This is a genomic window from Clostridium sp. UBA1056 (assembly GCA_002316385.1).
Classification (GTDB): Bacteria; Bacillota; Clostridia; order Clostridiales; family Clostridiaceae; genus Clostridium_J.
In genome coordinates this window covers 1-21,316 of sequence record DCDL01000023.1, presented here as the reverse complement: position 1 = coordinate 21,316, position 21,316 = coordinate 1, and the positions used below count along the sequence as shown (strand labels likewise).

Sequence of the window (21,316 nt, the reverse complement as noted above, 5' to 3'; positions counted from 1 at the left end):
TTATTTTTTGAAAATGCCTTAAACCAAATTTCATAGATAATTATACACTATGGCATATAAACTTTCTATGATTTGCTTCATTCCATAGAAATATAGATTTTTTATTACATTCACTTTAGGCACTATCAAATAAATANNATTTTAACTCCTTGTCTCGTGACAAATATACTTCGAATCTTTGGTCTATTATTTATTTTCACGTGCCTTATATCCCTTCCCTAAATCAATTTTAAATCATATACTATATTAACTTATTATAATTTGCTAATAATACATTTTAAAGTGAGGTAAACTTTATGAGAAATATATTAACTAAAACAACTTTAAAGTTAGTTATATATGGTATGTTATGGAGTATTATTGCTCTAGTAATAGCAAGGATATTCACACCTCTAACTAGTTTCTACTTTAAGGATATTGTATTTGTTGAGGGATTACTGATGCTAGTAATGTCTTTTACTTCAGCTATAAATAGTAAAACTTTAGGTATGTCTTTTTATATTTTAAATCAAGTAGATTCCCAGTATTCCACTAACAAGTACTTCAAAAATACAGAGGATAAACTTTTCAATACTTTTAACAACGTAAATCTCCACCTCTTCCTAAATTGGATTTCAATAGCAACAGGTGGATTTATTAATATTTTATTGATTTTTATCCTATAAATATTATTAAGATTATAAATAAAAAGGGGCTTTCGCAAAATATATTACTAATCTTATATAAAATATTGAAGTTCATGCTCAATATTTATTTAGATTAGCTCATTTTGCAAAAGCCCTCTCTTCTTATATTATTATAAATTGTTTAGTTATAAAATAATTCATTATAGTTTTAATAACTGCATAATGTCTAGCTAGTAGCTTTAATTAATCCTACCGCTTTTCCAATGATATAAGCATTATCTTCTTTAATCTCTATAGGATAATATTTATCATTTTCTGGCATTAATACTGCTTTATTTCCTTTAAACCATAATCTCTTAAGAGTAGCTTCTCCATCTATACTTACTGCAACTATCTCATTATGATTTGCCATGGTTTGCTTATTTATAACTACATAATCTCCATCCTCAATATTAGCATTAATCATACTATCCCCTTTTACCTTTAATATAAAAGGTTGCTGTACACCTTTAAGCCAATATATAGGGATATTAAACTCTCCCTCTATTTCATCGTTTATGGAAATAGGTTGTCCTGCAGCGATCTCATTATATACTGGAACCCTATTTATTTCCTTATCTCCGATTATTTCACTAGTAGTATCTGGATTTAAAATTACTTCATTGTAGCTACTAGTATCTATCGCAAAATCATGAGATATATTATGCTTAAAGTCCACATATTTATAGGTTTCAATATATTCATTATTTTTAACTATGTTATCTTCTTTTAGCTCTTTATTAATTTTTTCTTCAATAGTGTCTTTTACAACTTTTTTATTTACATTTTTCTTTGATGACCTGCTACAATTAATAACCTTATATTTATTACTATCAAAGCTAGTAACATCTTTATTTCTTTTAAAGAATTCTAACCAAGGTTTCGATTCATTAACAGAATCACTATCTTTTATTAAAATAAAGTTGCTATACGTAAACTCTTTTAAAAGTCCACGAATAAATTTTACTTCTTCAATAGTTAATTGCTCTACATTGTCTATTATTATATGTGCATACTTCAAATCCTCAAGCTTATCAATATTATCATGAACAATTTTGAATCTATCAACATAGTCTATAAATCCATTTTCCTCCATGTAATTACAATACCATAAATACAACTTATAAATAGCTTCTCTGCTTTTGGAGTTTTTCCTTAAAGAAATACCCCTTTTCTTTCTGTTTAGCTGTTGGTATTCCTCAAGGGATTTTACGTTCAAGTGCTTTATATATGAAATCTCTTCAAACAAAAATTCTATATTTTTTGCTAGAATAATCTTGTTTATTCTTTTTTCCTTACGACGTAATTCTCCAATACCCTCTAAAATAAAAGCCTTAGTTACATCTTTATCACAAAGTCTTTCATTGCTATCACCAATGTTTTCTTTTATATGTTTAAAGCATTTATTTATTAATTGTTTCTTATTGCATATATCAATATTGTTATTTAAGTATGTGAAAAAAGTATTGTTTCTATCTATACCATACTTTACTTCTTCCAAGGTATCCTTTAAATTCTCATTGGATATAAATAATATATTTTCATTTTCTCTAATACAATAATTATCCTGCAGAAATATAGCTCTTGATAATGCTGCCCTAGTTTTTCCTACACCTTCTTTTCCAGTAACTATGAAAAATCTATGTTTTTTATCATCTTTAAATTTATTTAAACCACTTTTTATATCCATAAAATCACCTCCATTCTCTATTTATATCTTTTAAAATATTGCATTAATAATATCCTCTTATTTACACTTACATTATAGCTTATATTATACCATAAACTCTAAGATTCCTCCTAAAAAATCGAATAATAAAAGAGGAACTTTCGCAAAATATATTACNNTAGCTTATTTTGTGAAAGCCCCATTTTTTATTTTAATATATCAATTGTATTTGCACTAGCAGCCTTGTTAGCAGGAATTATGCTAGATACTATGCCTATAACTATAGAGATTCCTATAGCTATAGATGCAGTAAATAAGTTTGGTATTATTACCATATGCATAAAATAAGATATAATATTAGCAATTATTATACCTAATACATATCCTATCACTCCACCAGTGACAGTAATAACAATCCCTTCTACTAAAAACTCTCGCTTTATATCCTTTCTTCTGGCTCCTATTGACCTCTTTATCCCAATTTCTAAAGTTCTCTCAGAAACTGAAGTATAAACCATATTCATAACACCTATTCCCGCAATAAATAATGATATTGCTGCAACTCCGGCAATAAATAAAGTTAATGTATTTAATACTGACCCCATCATTTTTATTATTCCGCTGGTATCCATAACACTATATTTACCTTCAGACTTTTTAGAACCTACATCATTAAGAGTATTTTCTATCTTCTTAGTAGCGTCCTTTACATCTGCTCCATTAACTAATGTTATGCTTAACCCTTGAATTACATCACTAGGCGGAAAAAACTTATTATAAGTATTTTTAGGAATTTGAATATCTGGTGAAAAGCTAAAGCTAAATTCCTCTTCTTCATCAGATTCTATAATACCTACAATTTCGAAGGTAATGCCCTTTAATGTTGCAATTCCTCCAATTAGATCTTCCTTTTTTTCAAACTTATCTTTAAGTACACTTTCTTTCACTACCATAGTTCTTGTAGAATTTCCATTATCCTTCTCACTTAAATTTCTACCTATTATTTTAGGAGAATCAGTCTTTTCTACCTGCGAAGCCATACCTTTAATAGTAGTTCCCCTCACCTGTAAATCTACAAACTCACCCTGCTCATTGCTTGTATATATATATTCTACAGATTCAACTGCTTGTAGTGTCTCTACTGCTTTTTTATCATTATTATTAAAACTATTACTGGCCATATTAGCATGCTCGATATCTGATGGCCTGAAGGTTGCATTTAATACAACTTTTCCTTCATTCTCACCTGTGAAATCTTTTATAGTTTTATTTTTATATCCCTCTCCTAGCGCAACTATAGTAATAACTGCTGCTATTCCTATTATTATACCTATCATTGTTAAAAAAGATCTTTTTCTATTTCTCATAAGATTTCTTAAAGCAGAAAAAATTAGAACACTAAGTTTCATCTAAAATTCTCCTTCCTTAAGCTCACCATCGAAGATAGACATTACTCGATTGGCTTGTCTTGCTACATTAATATCATGGGTAATTAAAATTATAGTAATTCCTTCATTATTAAGCTCCTTAAACATCCCCATTATTTCTTTAGATGTATGACTATCTAACGCTCCTGTAGGCTCATCTGCAATTATTATATCTGGATTATTTATTAGTGCTCTAGCAATAGATACTCTTTGTTGTTGACCACCAGATAATTCAGTAGGATATTTATTAATCTTGCTCTCAAGATTAACTTTTTTTAATAACTCTATGACTTTATCCTTTGTATCTCTAATACTAAAGCCTCTATAAAGCATTGGTATCTCAATATTCTCTTTTATAGAAAGTCTTTTTATAAGATTAAAATCTTGAAATACAAACCCTATCTTTTCATTTCTAAACTTACTTAGAGCATCATCTGAAAAAGAACTAATTTCCTTATCTAAAAATGTATAGCTTCCAGCAAATTTTTTATCTAATAAACCTAATATTTTCATAAGAGTTGATTTACCTGAACCTGATGGTCCCATTATTGCTAAGAACTCACCCTTATCTATTTTTAAATTAATATTCTTTAATGCATGAAGAGTCTCATCTCCAGTAACATAAAACTTATTTATGTCTTTTAATTCAATCATAGTTACTTACTCCCTTCTAATACTTCAGAAGGATTTTTAATTAACCTATCTCCTATTCCTATAGCTCCATCTAATAAATAATAAGTATCATCTTCAAAAACCGTCTTTATCTCTATATTTTCATAGGAACCTGCCTTTTCCTTAAGTACATGTATATTCGAATCTTCTTCATACACATAATCTTTAGGTATTTCTATTCCTTTATAATTACATCTAACCTCTAGGCTAAACCCTATTCTAATATCTTCCTCCGGTTTTATGTAAAAGTTATATCCTGTTGTGGTTCTTTCAGGTCCTTCTATAGGTAGCTCATCGATTTTAGTTATAGTACCTTTCACATATTCTCCACTACTAATGACCTTTAACATTACACTATCATCTACTTTTATATTTTTTACATCAAATTCGGAAACCTCTGCTTTAACTAAAGGTTCCTTAGATATTATCCTCATATACACTTTAGTAGGATCATCTATACCTTTATTATCTACTTTTACTACTCCATCTATTTCTGCAACTATATCTTTCTCCATTTTTTTCTTTAAAATATCTCTTTCAGTTACTGCTGACTTATTACTTTCCTCATAAGTAGCTATTTCAGTATCTAATCCACTAGATTGACCTTTTAATGCCTCTATTTGTTGAGATATCCCTATCTGCTTACCTTCAAGACCTTCTTTAATTCTCATTAATTCATTATATTTCTCTTGATTAGCGCTTTCCTTTAATGTACTAAGGTTAGATATATCACTCTGAACTTTATTTAGCTCATTATTCGTAGTATTTAAGTCTGCTTGTAGCTGATTAATGCTTGTACTAATTTTCCCCTTATCTCTATTGACCCTAGAAGTTTTATCATTATTAGCAGCTATTTGTCTATCATATTGTGCTATTTGATCTTCAACTGCAGTGTTATGATAAGAAAATAGTACATCCCCTGCTGCTACCTCTTGTCCATCTTCAACTTTAATATCTTTTAATTCCCCTTGCGACTTATCAACCAAAATTCTTTGTTCATCACTTATAGCACTAATACCATTAAATTTTAGTGTCTCCTCCCCTTGAATCTCATAACTCTCTTCGCTAGTAATTACAGATTCTTCTTTAGGCACTCTAAGTTTTATAATAATAATTACTGCTACCAGTATTATAAATAGTGATATTGCAGTAGCAATTATTATACCTTTTTTCTTTTTAGAAAGATTTAAGTTCATCTTCAAATTCTTCACTCCTCGTCGTATTTTACAATAAATGGGGCTTTCGCAAAATAGTAGATTTTATCTTGAATAAATNNCTTATTCAATATTTATTTAGATCAGCCTATTTTGCGACGCCCCGTTTATTATACATTCATTGAATCTTCTACTTCTTCATTATGTTTTATTTTCTTTAGTAAACTAAATACTATTAGGTATGCTATTAAAATACCTATTGCTCCAAAAATTACAGTTATCCAACTAAAAATCGGAGCTACAATTAATCCTATTAAGAAACTAACAGGTTGATAAACTGCCAAAGCGTATATAGCAATCTTTTTCCACATGAAAATTCCTATAGTGATAACTAAAAGTATTATTCCAGATATGATTGTATATACTACCATACCACTGCTAAGCGCAAGTTCTGGAAACATTTGAGCTGTAGACTTATTTGAAAGTGGAGTAAACAATGAACCCACTCCCCCAATAATATAAAGAACCAATACTAATGTAGTCCAAAATCCTCTTGTCTTTTTTTCCATTTTATAATTCCCCCCTAATAGTAATTAAATAATACTACTTACATTTTATCAAATTACTGGTTTTTTTTATATGCATTTTATCAAATTACTAGTTTTTTTTATATATATTACCTAAAATTACTCCTTTTAAACTTAAAAGTAAAGTTAATCTTAGTTGGAAATTTACTTTATTATAAGTTATAATTTAAAATAGTAACTTATATAGGAAGTGATATATTGTCTAGAAACACGTTAAATTTTATTAAGGAAGATTCAAAAAGAGATAAGGAGAGAGTTCGTAATTTTAAATCCATTAGAAGATTATTTGATACAAGACCTAAAACTGAATATTTTCTAGATGAGCAAAGTTTTAATGATTTAGATCTGAATACAGTTTATGAAAAAATTGATAGAACCTACAGTAGTGCGGGAGAATCGGCTTTGTATTCTATGATAAGAAATATTATTACTGATAAAGAAACCCTTAATAAAAGAAGTAACATAATTAACTTTTTTAAGGAACATGAAGATATAAAATGCAAGATTCAAATGTATTTTTTTAATATGGGTTTTGATAACAAGGATTGTTTTATAGAAATGCTAGAAACCTATCTTAAAGTGAATAAAAGTAAATATTATTTATATACCTTTTTAGGAAAGATTTTACCTTTAATAATAGTACTTACTGCTGTACTTACCAAAAATCCTAAGTATATGTTTGGTTTTGCCATACTTTTATGGCTTAATATGTTTATAAATATGACTGAGGCTAAGAATATTAAGGATAAAGGATTATTATACCTAAGAAAAATAATTGTTACTGCTAAAAAACTAAAGAACCTAAATCTTTCTCAGATAAAGAATTACCAGTCCGACATAAGTAGTATTTTAAATAATATAAAGATAATTGACAGAGGAACTAGATTTCTCGGATTTACTGATATGTTTGAAGGTTTTTTTGAGTTTATCTCTGCACCACTTTTATTAGAAGAAATTACTTACTATAAACTAAGTAGTGAACTTAAGGATAAAAAGGACTGTCTTTTAGATCTATATTATACTATTGGAGAGATTGAAGCTTTAACCTCTGTAGCAAGCTATCAAAGTGGACTTACTACTACATATACTAAGCCTAAGTTTTCTGAAGAGGTAAAATTAAATATTTCTGGAGGAATTCATCCTCTTGTTAAAAATCCTGTTGCAAACTCTATCAATATTAATAAACATGGCATTATTCTTACAGGTACTAATATGTCTGGAAAATCAACATTTTTAAGGATGCTTGGAGTTAATATAGTTTTTGCACAAAGTTTCAACTTTGTACTGGCGAAAAATTATGAGGCTAGCTTTTTCAATGTTGTATCTTCAATTAGTCCTAGTGATGATGTAAATGCAGGGAAAAGCTATTATATGGCTGAAGCTGAATCTATCCTTAGAATTATAAAGGCTACAGAAAAACCTCTCCCTATTTTCTGTGCTATAGATGAAATTTTCAGAGGTACAAATCCCGTAGAAAGAATTGCATCCTCTGCTGAAATTTTAAAATATATTAACTCTAAAAAAGTAATATCTATTGTTGCTACTCATGATAGAGAGCTTGCTGATATTCTCAAAGATAATTACGATTTCTTCCACTTCAGTGAAGATGTAAATAATAAAGAAGGGCTTTCCTTTGACTATAAGCTGAAACAAGGAGTTACCAAAACTAAAAATGCTATAAAGCTTTTAAAATATATTGGATACCCAGATGAAATCATAGATAAATCCTTTGAAAGAGCAAAACATATAGAGGGTTTTATATAACAAAAAAAGTAAGGTATGGAGCCTTACTTTTTTTATTTAGTGTGTGTATAATTACTATAATACCTAAGGTATTAAAGGTATTAACTTTAACTATTTAGTTTTATTAAATCAATATTCTTATTATATATTTAATATGTAATTAAAGTTCTTCTTAGAATCAACAATTAATATTAAGTAATGATACTAACAGCATATCCAATTAACGTAAATTATCATTACTAAATTTATATTTAAAGAACGATAAACAGTATTATATTATTCTTTACCTGTCCTTGTCAACCTTCACTACTCACTATTCATCATTACACCCTTTAATAGCTCTTATCTTGTCATCTTTCTAACTAAGGTAGATGTCCAAATTCCTATCATTATAATTCCTAGAAGTATTTCTATACTTGTTAATATTACCCCCGTCATATTATATGGCAATAAATCTCCATATCCTACTGTAGAAAATGTAACTAAGCTAAAATGAACACAGTAAATTATATTTTTTATAAGCATCATAATAGAAAAATTATCTTCTAATCCTCTAAACCCAATTATCCCATTGGCACAATTTATCCCAGTAATCATATATAAAAGAGCAAATACTAAAATTATTATTAATGATAACATAAAACTTCTATATGGTATTTCACCATATCCACAAACTATGTTAGCTACATAAGAATAAAACTTTTTCCTTCCTCGAAGAGTTCTATGAAATGCTAACTTGCTTTGATAAAAGCATCTTCCATATCTCCCACTGACATTGTTTCTTAAATATTGTTCACCAAAATCCATATAACTAAAACTAATATTTAAATAATTAGCTTTACATACGCAATTGCAATGTTCCTTTATATTTATACAACTATGATTTTTCTCCATATTTTTATAATTAAATTTTCCTATATAGGAACCATAATTAAGTTTAGTATAGGATTTCTCATTAATAAATTTTATATCCATAGCTCCTTCCATATCCTTTATAATACAGTCCATTAAATTACAATCATCTATAAATCTAACTTCATCATAACTATTTTTTATAAAGTTACATCCTTTCATAAAGCTATTCTTAAAATCTACTTTGCATAGCGAACATTCTCTTATATATAAGGATGAAAAATCACAATTATTAATGAGTATATTTTCTAAAATGCATTTATTAAATTCTAAAAAGTTTCTTAAGTTTATCTTTCCACCAATAAACCTGCAGTTAATAAATTTACAATTAATAAATATTACATTTGAGAAACCATTACTTTTAAAATCTATATTTCTAAACTCACAATTGTTATATCTTACATCTTCTAATTTAATATTAGTGTTATCTTGCTGTATACTCTTATTGAAACTTAAATCTTTATAATGAAATTTTATTATTTCAGCATAATCCATACACTTATTGCACTTACCCATATAATTACTATTCATATATACTCCCATCGATATTTTTAATGATATTATTTTATGGAAGTATATATAATATATTCTTCCAGTTCATTCCTAAATATATCAATATCCAATGTACTAAATCTTAAAAATTTTCTATTATCTCTTTAACTTTCATGATATAATCATTGTGTCGATATACATACTTTCTTGAAATGCTTAGGTAAAAACCTTATTCTAAGTAAATTAAATGCAATTTAAAATTTAAATATAGATATGTTAGGTGATTGTATGAATGATAAACATATATGTTTCTCAAAAAGAAATAGATATATACTAGTAGGGTTAGCTTTGACTTTATTTATGTCACTTAGCTCTATCACAATTTTTGCTATGCCTTCAAGTAGCAGTGAACAACCTCTTGTTAAATATAAGGAAGTATTAATCTTAACTTCGCAAAGTGAATCTGAACTTTGGGAGTCTTACCTTCTAGATAATCTTAAGACCTTACTAACATCAAGCGATTTAAAAATTCATGTAAGAACAGAATCTTTATCCATGCCAAATAATGATAAATCCTATCTAGATAAGCAAGCGGATTTATGGTCATTAAAATATGCAAATACTAAATTTGATTTAATTATTCCTTTAGATGATGAAGCTTTAGCCTTTATAGGCAACTATTATAATAATAGTATATTTACAGGTATTCCTGTAGTATATGGTGGTATTAATGATGTCACTAAATTATCTTCTTATCCCTTTAACAATTTTACAGGGATAATGAAGCCAGTTAATGTCCGGACTCTTGTTGACTTAATTTTGCAAATAGATCCACAAATTTCAGAAATTAATATTTTATTAGATACTACAACGGCATCTAAATATATAGAAAATCAAGTTAGAGAAACTATTCCTTATTATAATAACGTTTTAAAGTTCAATTTTATTAAAAGCGATTTTATTGATGATTTATGCCATAAAATTTCCCAACGTACTAGTAATATACCATCAATAATTGTTGGTAATTTTAAAGATAATTCTAATATTATAATTTCCCCTAAGAATACTATAAATATTATAAATAACTATTCAAATGGTCCATTATATACATTTGATGAAACCTATATTGGTAATGGAGCTGTTGGGGGACATATATTATCTGCAAAGAATCATAGTAAAATCATATATGAGACTTCCCTCCGTGTATTAGGTGGTACTACTCCAAAGGAAATACCTAGCATATACGATCCTGGAAGCACCATTATATTTGATGTGGCTGAAATGAATGCTCATAATGTATCTAAATCTTCACTTCCTGAGAATGTTGTATTTATGAATGATAGTTGGATAAACAAAAGTGTTTCTGTAGGTATATTGATTCTTTTACTTCTTGTTCTCTTAATCTGCATGATAATGCTAGCCATCCAAACAATTCAAAAAACAAACAACGCTAAAAATATGATTGCTGCAAAGAAAAGATATGATGAACTTCTTATAAGTGACAAAATTAAAACTGAGTTTTTAGCTAATTTTTCTCATGAGATACGTACTCTACTTAATGTTATACTTTCTGGCTTACAACTTTTAGACATGTATAAAGATAATGGAAAGCTCAAATTTACCAATAAGGAAGATGAAGCTAAATTAATTTATATACGTCAAAATGGTTTTCGACTACTTAAGCTTATAAATAACCTGATAGATATTACTAAAATTGATTCTGGCTTCTATCATGTGGAGTTTGAAGTAAAAAATATAATAGAAGTAGTAGAGGACATAACTATGTCTGTTGTAGAATATGCCTCTAATAGGGGTATATCTATAATATTCGATACTAACGAGGAAGAACTTTATATGCCTCTTGATTCCGAGAAACTAGATAGAATTATATTAAATCTCCTTTCCAATGCTATTAAATTTACTGCCAAGGGAGGATATATATATGTAACTTTAAATTGCTCAGAAAATTCTATATCCGTTTCAGTAAAAGATACTGGAATTGGTATCCCAAAAGATAAGCAAAGGAGTATATTTGAAAGATTCACTCAAGTAAAAAATGAGAAAACTAAAAACAAAGAAGGTAGTGGTATAGGTCTATCTTTAGTAAAATCTTTAGTAGAGCTTTTAGATGGATCAATTATTCTTGAAAGCGAACCAAGCAAAGGTTGTGAATTTATATTTACTCTTCCTATAAAAGAATTTGATAAAGCTACTAAAGATGTGGAGAATCATATCTCTCAAAGTATAAGTGATAATAGCGAAAAACTAATGGTAGAGTTCTCAGATATAGATTCTAATTAAATATGTAGAATTCTATAAGGCATCTGAAAATAAATNNCTATCTAAGGGTTCTGCTGACGCAGTATAACACAAAATATACGAGCATTCTGACTTATTTATTTTTTGAAGATTCCTAATTTATTCTTATACTAAAACAGGCTATAGCGTACATAGTATACCTCAATGTGCTCTATAGCCTTATATTTTTAATTATTATAACCTTACTTCTTCTTTTGTTTTAACATGATCCTTCCACGCATATAGTACTAAGGATACACAGATTACTCCATAAGCAACGAATACTCTAAAGTATTCACCGATTTGTGCATTATTGAATAAATTTTTTCCTGCTGTTGGAGAAACAATAAATAAAGTATGAAATAATATTACCCCTAAAATAGCTTGCTTATTAGTAGCTTTAGATACTGTAGCTCCCCCTATAAGAATAGCAGCTATTGCAAACATTCCAACTTGCTCATGACTTCCATAGGTATTTAATGTTCCTATATTTTGTAGGAATATAAGCTGTCCCCAAGCTGCTAATACCGTTGATATAACTATGGCCTTTATTCTAGTTTTATCAACATTTATACCTGATGCATTAGCTACTACTGGATTTTGTCCAACGGTTCTAAAATCTTGACCAAGCTTAGTTTTAAAGATAAGTATATTAAATATACATAACGCTGCTATTACAAGCATTGTTACTATTGGAACCCCTACATAGTTTAAAAGTATTGCTACACTATTTATTTGACAGCCAACAAATACTACTAAAGAAATTATGGCTTTAATAATTAAGCCTTTCAGATTTTTCTTTTTCTTAATTACTGAGTATATTATTAAAGCTACACATATGAGTAATGCTATAAGTGCCATATTATATACCACATAATACAAAGATTTATTAAATATATTATCTAAGGCATATTTAATTCCCCCTGTTAAATCTACCGTATTCTTAATTCCTACACCACCACTTATCATGAGCACTGGATTATTCATAGGTATTAAAGTTCCAATCAAGAAAAGGAATAGTAATTGATATAATCCATTGGCAAAATATCCAAGAATCATACTAGTTATCATTTCTTGTCCCTTTGTTTTATTAAGTAGTTTTCCTGTGAAATATCCAAAGATTATAGCTAGAGGAGTTGTTAATACCACACAAAGTAAAAATCCAGGAACCCCTACTATACCCCAATGTGTAACTGCAATTATTATAATTTGGGCAGCCATAGCTCCAATTACAATACCAAAGTTAAGTCCCATTCCAGCAATTACAGGTATTATTAGAGCAAGTACTAGGAAAGAATTTCTTGCAATTCTAATTACTAATTCGTTTAAAACTAAAGAAATAGGTTGACCTGATAAACTAAGCCCTACTAAACATAAAATCACAAAAAGTATAGTTACCATGTTATTGAAAATATACTCTTTTGCCTTTCCCATAAAATTGTCTTTATTCATGTGCTGCACCTCCTTTAGCTTTAGTTAGTGCATAGATTATAATACCATTGCTAACTATTATCCTTATAACCTCTGATAAATTACTTTCTTTTATCATCTGATTTATTACTGGAAGCCCTACTGTTAGTAATCCTTGAAACAGAAAAGTGCCTATTATTACATGAGATATCTTAGCTTTAGTTGTAGAAGCCCCCCCTATAAGAATTGCCGCTACTGCTGCAAATCCCATCATCATAGGAGCCTGATATAACTGTATAAAACCATAGCTTTGAGAATAAACCATTATTCCTATAGAGCCTAAAACTGTTGAAAGAATAGTTCCTATAATTCTCATTCTATCTACTGGAATTGAAGATGCTTTAGCAAATTTAGGATTGCTTCCTTCTGCTGCCATCATGATTCCAGTTTTACTCTTAGAAAATAGCCATACTATTATACATCCTATAAAAAATAATAATAACAGTCCTGTAGGTATCCTTACTCCCCCTATATTAAATGCCCAGAAATCATCTAAAATCTTAGCAAATCTTCCTTCCAAAGTTATGGTTGTTCTTAATCCTTGTCCTATTGGCCACTTTATTTCTGGGCTATTGAAAGGTAGTAGTAACCATCCAATACACATTAAAGATATAGCTGAAAATCCTGCATAAGTTGCTATCATCATTTCAGAACCCTTAACTTTATTAAGAAGTTGTCCATATAAATATCCAAATAGTATCGCTATTGGTATTCCAATTAATGTTCCTACAAAAAATCCTAAACCACCACTAAGGTTTAGTTCTATACTTATAAGTCCACCTAATATACCTGCAAGGATACCTATCGGTAATCCAAAATTTAAGCCTATGCCACATAAAATAGCTGGCACCATGGCTAAAACTAGAATTCCATTCATACCAAATCTAACTAATATATCAGAGACCAACATAGGAACTGATAGATTTAATGGTATTGCGAGAACACATAATAATATGAAAAATGCTGCTATGATAATTCTTGGTAACCCAACTTTTCCTATAAAGGTTTTAATTTTTTCCTTCATATCTAATCAACTCCTTGCTCTCTTGGTATTTCTAAGCCCGACATTAACAGTCCAAAATTTGCATCCTTATCCTGCGGTTTTAATATTCCTGCTACTTTTCCTTCAGTAATTATCGCAATTCTATGACATATACTTCTTAACTCTGCTAGCTCACTAGAAGTTATAACTATAGTCATACCTGTTTTCCTATTCAGATTTACGAGAGTATCTAAAACTAATTTTTTCGCTCCTATATCTATTCCTCTAGTAGGCTCTGAGACAAATAAAATACTAGGACTTAAAGCTAATGCTCTAGCTATACATACTTTTTGTTGATTCCCTCCACTTAAACTTTTAGTTGTTTGTGTTGGACCTGTACATCTTATATCTAAAGCTTTAATCATTTTCTCTGCATAAGCTCTAATCTCTTTAGAGTCTTCAAACTTAATAAAACCAAAAGGTTTTAAAAATTTATTCTTAACCTCCATAGCTGTTACTGCAATATTAAGTTCTATAGAGCTATCTAATAATAACCCTACACCTCTTCTATCTTCTGATACGAAAGCAAGACCACTTTCTAAGGCCTCTTTAGGATTATTAAGCTTTAGTGCATTTCCTTGAAAGATAACTTCTCCACCACTAGGATACAATCCCATTACTCCATTAGCTATACCTATTTTTCCTTGTCCTGCAAGACCTCCAAGTCCTAATATTTCTCCTTTTAATACATCTAAATTAATTCCTTTAACCCTCTCTCCAGGCATATCCACATTCAAATTTTTAATTTCTAGAAATTTTTCCTCATGATTTCCTATCTCATCCTCTTCTGTTTTTTGTAGAATTTCTAACTTACGACCTACCATAAGCTCTGCCAGTTCTATTACATTAGTCTCGGATTTTTTTAAGGTTTTTATATATTCTCCGTCTCTTAAAACAGTTATATTATCTGCTACTGCCATAACTTCATCTAATCTATGAGTTATAAAGACTATACCTATACCTTTATTAGACAACACCTTCATGGTATCCATTAAAGTTTCTGCTTCGCTTTCTGTAAGTACTGCTGTAGGTTCATCAAATACTAGAACCTGCATATTGCTTTTATCTATTTCTCTAGCTATCTCTACAAATTGCATATATCCTACTGGTAGAGAAGACACATAAGTTAATTCATCAATACCAATTCCTATGGTATCAAGGGCTTTTCTTGCATCTTCATTCATAGTCTTAAAATCTAAGTTTTTTAAGCTTTTTCCAAATACTTTACTTATTAAAGTAGGCTTTGTAATTTCTCTATTTATCTTTATATTTTCAGATACAGTAAACCCTGGTATAAGCATAAATTCTTGATGTACCATACCTATCCCTAATTCCATAGCATCCTTTGGCGACTTTATATCCACTCTTTCTTCATTTAGAAAAACTTCACCTTCAAATCCACCTGTACCATGTATTACAGGCATACCAAATAGTATATTCATTAAAGTAGATTTTCCCGCTCCATTTTCTCCAAGGAGAGCATGAATTTCACCAGGCTTTATTTTTAAATTTATTCCTTTTAAGACTAAATTTCCGAAATACTCCTTCTTTATATTTTCCATACGAAGCACATATTCTTTACTCAAACTATATCCCCCCATCTTAATGGCAAATTTATCATATACACTACAAAAATATCTTGATTTATTTAGATTAGTAGATATGATTTTAACTTCCTAATTAGCGATTTTTTAAAAATCTTCAAGGAGATATCCCCTTGAAGATTAATGTTTTTCTAGAAGTCTATATAATCAGATAAGATTAGGTAATAATTATCATAAGTTTTTTCTGTTCCTCCATCTTTATATTGAGTAATAGTAATTTTACCATCAATTTTATTATTTAATATTTCTGCAAGCTTATCTTTATCATTCTTTCCATTAGTTTTTCCATCTAGGTAAGCCATAGCATATTCTGTTCCAGATTCCACAAATAACATGTTTACAGGTACTGGCCAAGTAGAGAATCTACCTTCTCCTCCTTTTTCTTTAAGCTTCGCCCCAATTTTCTCAACTATATAGTCAACATTTCCTTTCTTATCCTCTGGAATTTCTATTCCTAAAGCACCTGGATATGCATGATAAGGTGATGGACAACATTGTTGAGGCATGATAGCACCTTCAGCTAAAGTTGATTTTATAAGTGGCTCTTGCATTGAACAATTGGTTGCGAAGAATGCTGTTTCTTTTCCGTATTCTTCAACCTTCCTAGGTACATCTTCTAATATAAATTGTTGTGCTCCTGGAACTCCTGCATCTCCTGTTGGATCCGGAGCAGTAGCATCAACAAACTCTAGCCCTACTTCTTTACAAGTTTCTTTTAGTAAATCTCTTCTCTTTGCTAACATTTCATAGGACATGTGTCTTGGGAATGAATAGTGTACTAATGTTTTAGCTCCTTGCTTCTTAGCTTGCTCTACTATACTTCTTCCCATTCCAATCTCATCCGCTTGTAAAATCACATCAGCTTTTCCTCCTATCATAGCAGGGTCTTCTCCTGGAACTCCTGCTATAAATAACATATCAGGATTCTTCTCTCTTACCTTATCAATAGCTGCTGATGCTCCTGGGACCGCCTGTACAAATATTATTGCTTTCACATCCGGGTCTGCTGCTAAACTAAGGGTGTTTGCTATTGTTGTTTCTTGTTCCTTCATAAAACTATCTGGATATGTTTGTAATACTATCATATCTCCATACTTAGCTTTCATATTTTCTGCTGCTCTATATTCTTCTTCTCCTTGTGAAACTGTACCTGTAATTATTCCAATTTTGTAAGGTTTGCCTTCAACACCTCCACCAGATGTCGGATCTTTCGGTGTACAACCTACTATACCTAGCAGCATAGCTCCAGCTAGGATAGATGCTAACAACTTCTTTTTCATACAATTCACCCCTTAAATTTATTATTAAAATATATTACTTAATTAACTTATTTATTACAATTTGTTAATCATATTTTAGAGATAATTTCATATTATATAAACTTAAGTAAATATCACATATTTTAAGCTAACATAGATAAAGAGGACCCAGTTAATGTAATTATGATTACATTAACTGAATCCTCTTTATTTATATATAATATCCTGAATTATTTTACTCTATTTATGAGTTCTTGTATTGCCGAAGGATTTGCTCCTCCTCCAACTTCATATATTCTTGAAGCTTGTTTCGTACTTAGTACTTGTTTTTGATTATCATTTAGTTGTGAGTCCATAAGTACTATAGGTGCCTTTATTCTAGCAGCTAGTGGTCCTGATGTTAATGCATCTGCTAACACTAACCCTTTAGTTACAATAATTCCGGGATATACTACACTAGAGTAAAACTTATCAATTACAGCTGCATTAGTGTCATATCTATTAATTCCTGCAACTCTATTGGCGCTAACATCTGAAGCTGTTACAGAATTTATCTGTGATATAACAGAGTCATATATAACACTTGTCCCCCCTATAAAATACGCAGTCTCAAGACTTTCGCTTCTTAACCAATCTAGAATATCCTTAGATACCATATTCTTCTCAGATAAAATTATAGGTGTCTTTTCTTCTCCTGCTTTGGCAGCTATAGATAAAGCATCCGCTTCTCCTAATCCATAACATATATATGATTTACTTACATCAACTATGGTATCCAATCTTTTAGCCACTAAAAGTGATGTATCATATCTGGTTAACCCACCTAATCTTTCAACAGCAATACTAGATTTTATACTCTTTATCTGACTAATCAACTTATCATCAAGAACACTATTTCCACCAATCAGAATTACTTTAGATGGATTTAAACGCTTTATTTCTAACTTTGTACTATCTGGTAAGGCAGCCGTATCTGATAAAAGTATTGGTGATCCATAGGCTGAAGCTAATGGAGTTGCTACAAGTCCATCTGCATTAGCATATCCATTTACCAAAAGAATAGTATCTGCATTACTCCAACCTTCCTCACTTACCTTTACGGAAGTCTCATATCTAGTTGAACCAATAAGCTGTTTATGGGTAATAGTGTTTAACTGTTTTAACTTTGATTGCAGTGTACTATTATCAGCTATAAACTTTGCTCTAAAATATACACTACCATCTACATCTAAATTGTCTCTATTATAATTTACTTGTCTCTCTACTTGATTAATTATTTCATCCTTAGAAACATCATGCCCTATATAAAGCTTAACATTAGTTCCTTTAACCTGTTTTGCCCACCAATCCACAAGAACATCATAAGGTGCAGCACTATTTTCAAAAGTCCAGTATATTTGAGGGCTTATATAGTCAACCCAACCATTTTTTATCCATGCTACTGAGTCACAGTATATATCATAGTAGCTTTGTCCTCCATTTGTAGCTGAGCCATTAGGATCACTGGATGAGTTTTTCCATATTCCCCTTGGACTTACACCAAATTCAACTGATGAATTTATGCTTTTAATTTTATTGTATACACTCTTAATTAAAGTATTTACATTATTACGTCTCCAATCATCCTCATTCATTCCATTGCCATATTTACTATAGCTCGTATTATCATTAAAAGACTTACTTGGATAGAAGTAATCATCAAAGTGAATTCCATCTACATTGTAATTTTTAACTACTTCTGCAATGGTTTCTACTAAATAATTTATTACCTCTGGATTGCCTGGATCATAATATAAAGCATTATTATACGTTACTACCCAACTTGGATTTTTTCTTGCCATATTATCTGAAGATAACACACTTACATCAGTTCCTGAAGTAGTAATTCTGTATGGATTGAACCAAGCATGAAATTCCATGCCTCTTCTATGAGTCTCTTCAATCATAAAAGATAATGGATCATATCCTGGATTTTTCCCTTGTGTTCCAGTAAGTACATCTGACCATGGATTAAGACTAGAATTATATAAAGCGTCACCTTTAGGTCTAACTTGAACTATAACAGTGTTTAATCCAACAGCTTGTAATTTATCTAATAGTGCTATATACTCTTGTTTTTGATTTTCTACATTATTTCTAGTTGTAGGCCAATCTAAATTGTATACAGTACTTATCCAAGCACCTCGCATCTCTTTAGCCTCTGCAAATGTAGTAGCACTAAGAATTCCAAGCGTTAAAAACATACCTAATAGAATTATTGATAGTTTCTTCATATTGCCTCCTCTATTCTTATATAGTTTCGTTGGAGCTTGTCCATATCTTATATTAATAAAAATCCACCTCTTAACTTTTCGGCTAAGAGGCTAAATTTTTTATTTAATCTTAAAGGAACTCTTTAATGATACTATTCTATTAAATACTAGTTTATCCTCTGTAGAATATTTAGAATCTACATTAAAGTATCCATGTCTAAAGAATTGGAAGCTTTCACCTGATTTTACACTCTTCATATTTTCTTCAACATATCCTTGTAATACTTCTAGTGAATTTGGATTAATACATTCTAAGAAGGTTTTACTTTCATCAATTTCTTCATCTTTTATTAAAGGCTCATATAATCTAAACTCTGCTGGTATAGCAGATTTAGCATCTACCCAGTGTATTGTTCCCTTTACCTTTCTTCCAGTAAATCCTGTTCCACTCTTAGTTTCCTTGTCATAAGTACAGTGGACTTCAACAACTTTTCCACTTTCATCTTTTATAAAATCATTACATTTTATAAAGTATGCTCCCTTAAGTCTAACTTCATTTCCTGGAAATAATCTAAAGTACTTTTTAGGAGGCTCTTCCATAAAGTCCTCATCTTCAATGTATATTTCTCTAGAAAATTGCACCGTTCTCTTTCCCATAGACGGGTCATCTGGATTATTTTCAATTTCTAGCATTTCAACTTCATCTTCCGGATAATTTGTTATGACTACTTTTAAAGGTCTTATAACTCCCATAGTTCTTGGTGCTTTAACACTTAAATCTTCTCTAATAAAATGTTCTAATAACTGTTCATCTACAGTACTATCACTTTTAGCTACTCCTATTTCTCTACAAAAGTTTCTTATAGCCTCCGGAGTATAGCCACGTCTTCTTAATCCAGCTATAGTTGGCATTCTTGGATCATCCCATCCATCAGCAATACCTTCATCTACTAAAGCCTTAAGTTTTCTTTTGCTCATTACTGTATTAGTAATATTAAGTCTTGCAAATTCTATTTGTCTTGGAGTGCTTTCCATTTCACAAGCTTCAATTACCCAATCATAAAGAGGTCTATGATCCTCAAATTCTAAAGTACAGATTGAATGAGTTATTCCTTCAATAGCATCCTCTAGTGGATGTGCGAAATCATACATTGGATATACACACCATTTATCTCCTGTATTGTGATGCTCTGTATGAGATATACGATAAATTATAGGGTCTCTCATATTTATATTAGGAGAACCCATATCAATTTTAGCCCTTAAAACTTTTTCACCATCTTTAAATTCACCTTTTCTCATACGATCAAATAAATCTAGGTTTTCTTCAACTGTTCTATTTCTATAAGGACTTTCTTTTCCTGGTTCCCTTAAGCTACCTCTATATTCTCTTATTTCTTCAGGGGTTAAATCACATACGAATGCTAATCCTTTTTTAATTAAAAGTACTGCTCTATTATACATTTCTTCAAAATAATTTGATGCAAAGTATAAATCGTCCCAGTTAAATCCAAGCCATTCTATATCTTCTTTTATAGATTCAACGTATTCAGTATCCTCTTTAGTTGGATTTGTATCATCAAATCTTAAGTTAGTTTTTCCATTGAATTCATCTGCTAACTCAAAATTTAGAACTATAGATTTTGCATGTCCTATATGTAAATATCCATTTGGTTCTGGTGGAAAACGAGTAATTATATTATCATGCTTTCCGCTTTGTAAATCATCCACCACTATTCTTTTAATAAAATTTGAAGATGTATTTGCTACATTTTCTCCCATAATAATCACTTCCTTTTGCTGTTTTTATTTTGATTATTATCAAATAACTTGGTAATATCACGATATTTATATACTTTCATTATCGAAACATAATTCATATTATAAATAAGGCACTATCAAATAAATAATAGATCAGTTTTCTCGCCTATTTGCCACGAATACTGCGTCGTTAAAATCCTGTCATAGTGCCACTATGACAGGATTTTAACTCCTTGTCTCGTGACAAATATACTTCGAATCTTTGGTCTATTATTTATTTTCACGTGCCTAAGAAAAAATAGCAAGCAT

At 29.9% G+C, this 21,316-nt stretch carries 15 protein-coding genes; 3 read left to right on the top strand and 12 right to left on the bottom strand.

Annotated features, from left to right (window positions below; all coding sequences use genetic code 11):
- Nucleotides 1-296 precede the first annotated feature (296 nt).
- Nucleotides 297-665, top strand: coding sequence for a hypothetical protein (locus B3W71_RS06520; RefSeq protein WP_346888133.1), 369 nt, complete (start codon nt 297-299; stop codon nt 663-665).
- A gap of 187 nt (nt 666-852) precedes the next feature.
- On the opposite strand, the gene lexA is transcribed toward B3W71_RS06520, so the two are convergent.
- The 5 genes from lexA to B3W71_RS06495 all read right to left on the bottom strand — a co-directional run bounded on the left by lexA (nt 853) and on the right by B3W71_RS06495 (nt 6,156).
- The gene (gene lexA, locus B3W71_RS06515) at nt 853-2,355 is read right to left on the bottom strand and encodes a transcriptional repressor LexA (protein ID WP_346888132.1); all 1,503 of its coding nucleotides are present in this window, start codon (nt 2,353-2,355) and stop codon (nt 853-855) included.
- 185 nt (nt 2,356-2,540) lie between these two features.
- Entirely contained in the window at nt 2,541-3,743 is a 1,203-nt protein-coding gene (locus B3W71_RS06510) for an ABC transporter permease (protein ID WP_346888131.1), read from the bottom strand.
- Nucleotides 3,744-4,415: an ABC transporter ATP-binding protein gene (locus B3W71_RS06505; RefSeq protein ID WP_346888130.1), complete on the bottom strand. Its 672-nt coding sequence runs from the start codon at nt 4,413-4,415 to the stop codon at nt 3,744-3,746.
- A gap of 2 nt (nt 4,416-4,417) precedes the next feature.
- On the bottom strand, nt 4,418-5,629 hold the full coding sequence (locus tag B3W71_RS06500) for an efflux RND transporter periplasmic adaptor subunit (protein WP_346888209.1): 1,212 nt from the start codon (nt 5,627-5,629) through the stop codon (nt 4,418-4,420).
- A gap of 128 nt (nt 5,630-5,757) precedes the next feature.
- The gene (locus tag B3W71_RS06495; protein ID WP_346888129.1) at nt 5,758-6,156 is read right to left on the bottom strand and encodes a hypothetical protein; all 399 of its coding nucleotides are present in this window, start codon (nt 6,154-6,156) and stop codon (nt 5,758-5,760) included.
- Between the two features lie 213 nt (nt 6,157-6,369).
- Here B3W71_RS06495 and B3W71_RS06490 point away from each other — a divergent pair, with 213 nt between their 5' ends.
- Nucleotides 6,370-7,938: a MutS-related protein gene (locus B3W71_RS06490; protein WP_414631994.1), complete on the top strand. Its 1,569-nt coding sequence runs from the start codon at nt 6,370-6,372 to the stop codon at nt 7,936-7,938.
- 321 nt (nt 7,939-8,259) lie between these two features.
- On the opposite strand, the gene B3W71_RS06485 is transcribed toward B3W71_RS06490, so the two are convergent.
- On the bottom strand, nt 8,260-9,360 hold the full coding sequence (locus tag B3W71_RS06485; protein ID WP_346888127.1) for a pentapeptide repeat-containing protein: 1,101 nt from the start codon (nt 9,358-9,360) through the stop codon (nt 8,260-8,262).
- Nucleotides 9,361-9,609: 249 nt separating this feature from the next.
- On the opposite strand from B3W71_RS06485, the gene B3W71_RS06480 reads away from it, so the two are divergent.
- A complete protein-coding gene (locus tag B3W71_RS06480) occupies nt 9,610-11,622 on the top strand; it encodes a HAMP domain-containing sensor histidine kinase (RefSeq protein ID WP_346888126.1) in 2,013 nt (670 codons plus the stop codon).
- A 192-nt stretch (nt 11,623-11,814) separates the two neighbouring features.
- On the opposite strand, the gene B3W71_RS06475 is transcribed toward B3W71_RS06480, so the two are convergent.
- The 6 genes from B3W71_RS06475 to B3W71_RS06450 all read right to left on the bottom strand — a co-directional run bounded on the left by B3W71_RS06475 (nt 11,815) and on the right by B3W71_RS06450 (nt 21,028).
- On the bottom strand, nt 11,815-13,071 hold the full coding sequence (locus B3W71_RS06475) for an ABC transporter permease subunit (RefSeq protein WP_346888125.1): 1,257 nt from the start codon (nt 13,069-13,071) through the stop codon (nt 11,815-11,817).
- Nucleotides 13,064-14,113 (bottom strand): ABC transporter permease subunit, encoded by a 1,050-nt coding sequence (locus tag B3W71_RS06470; RefSeq protein ID WP_346888124.1) that lies wholly within the window; start codon nt 14,111-14,113, stop codon nt 13,064-13,066. The genes B3W71_RS06475 and B3W71_RS06470 overlap by 8 nt, the downstream gene beginning before the upstream one ends.
- Nucleotides 14,114-14,115: 2 nt before the next feature.
- Nucleotides 14,116-15,717 (bottom strand): sugar ABC transporter ATP-binding protein, encoded by a 1,602-nt coding sequence (locus B3W71_RS06465; protein ID WP_346888123.1) that lies wholly within the window; start codon nt 15,715-15,717, stop codon nt 14,116-14,118.
- Nucleotides 15,718-15,866: 149 nt separating this feature from the next.
- Nucleotides 15,867-17,015 (bottom strand): DUF3798 domain-containing protein, encoded by a 1,149-nt coding sequence (locus B3W71_RS06460; RefSeq protein WP_346888122.1) that lies wholly within the window; start codon nt 17,013-17,015, stop codon nt 15,867-15,869.
- Nucleotides 17,016-17,224: 209 nt separating this feature from the next.
- Entirely contained in the window at nt 17,225-19,267 is a 2,043-nt protein-coding gene (locus B3W71_RS06455) for a family 10 glycosylhydrolase (protein ID WP_346888121.1), read from the bottom strand.
- A gap of 99 nt (nt 19,268-19,366) precedes the next feature.
- A complete protein-coding gene (locus tag B3W71_RS06450) occupies nt 19,367-21,028 on the bottom strand; it encodes a glutamine--tRNA ligase/YqeY domain fusion protein (RefSeq protein WP_346888120.1) in 1,662 nt (553 codons plus the stop codon).
- Nucleotides 21,029-21,316: the final 288 nt, after the last annotated feature.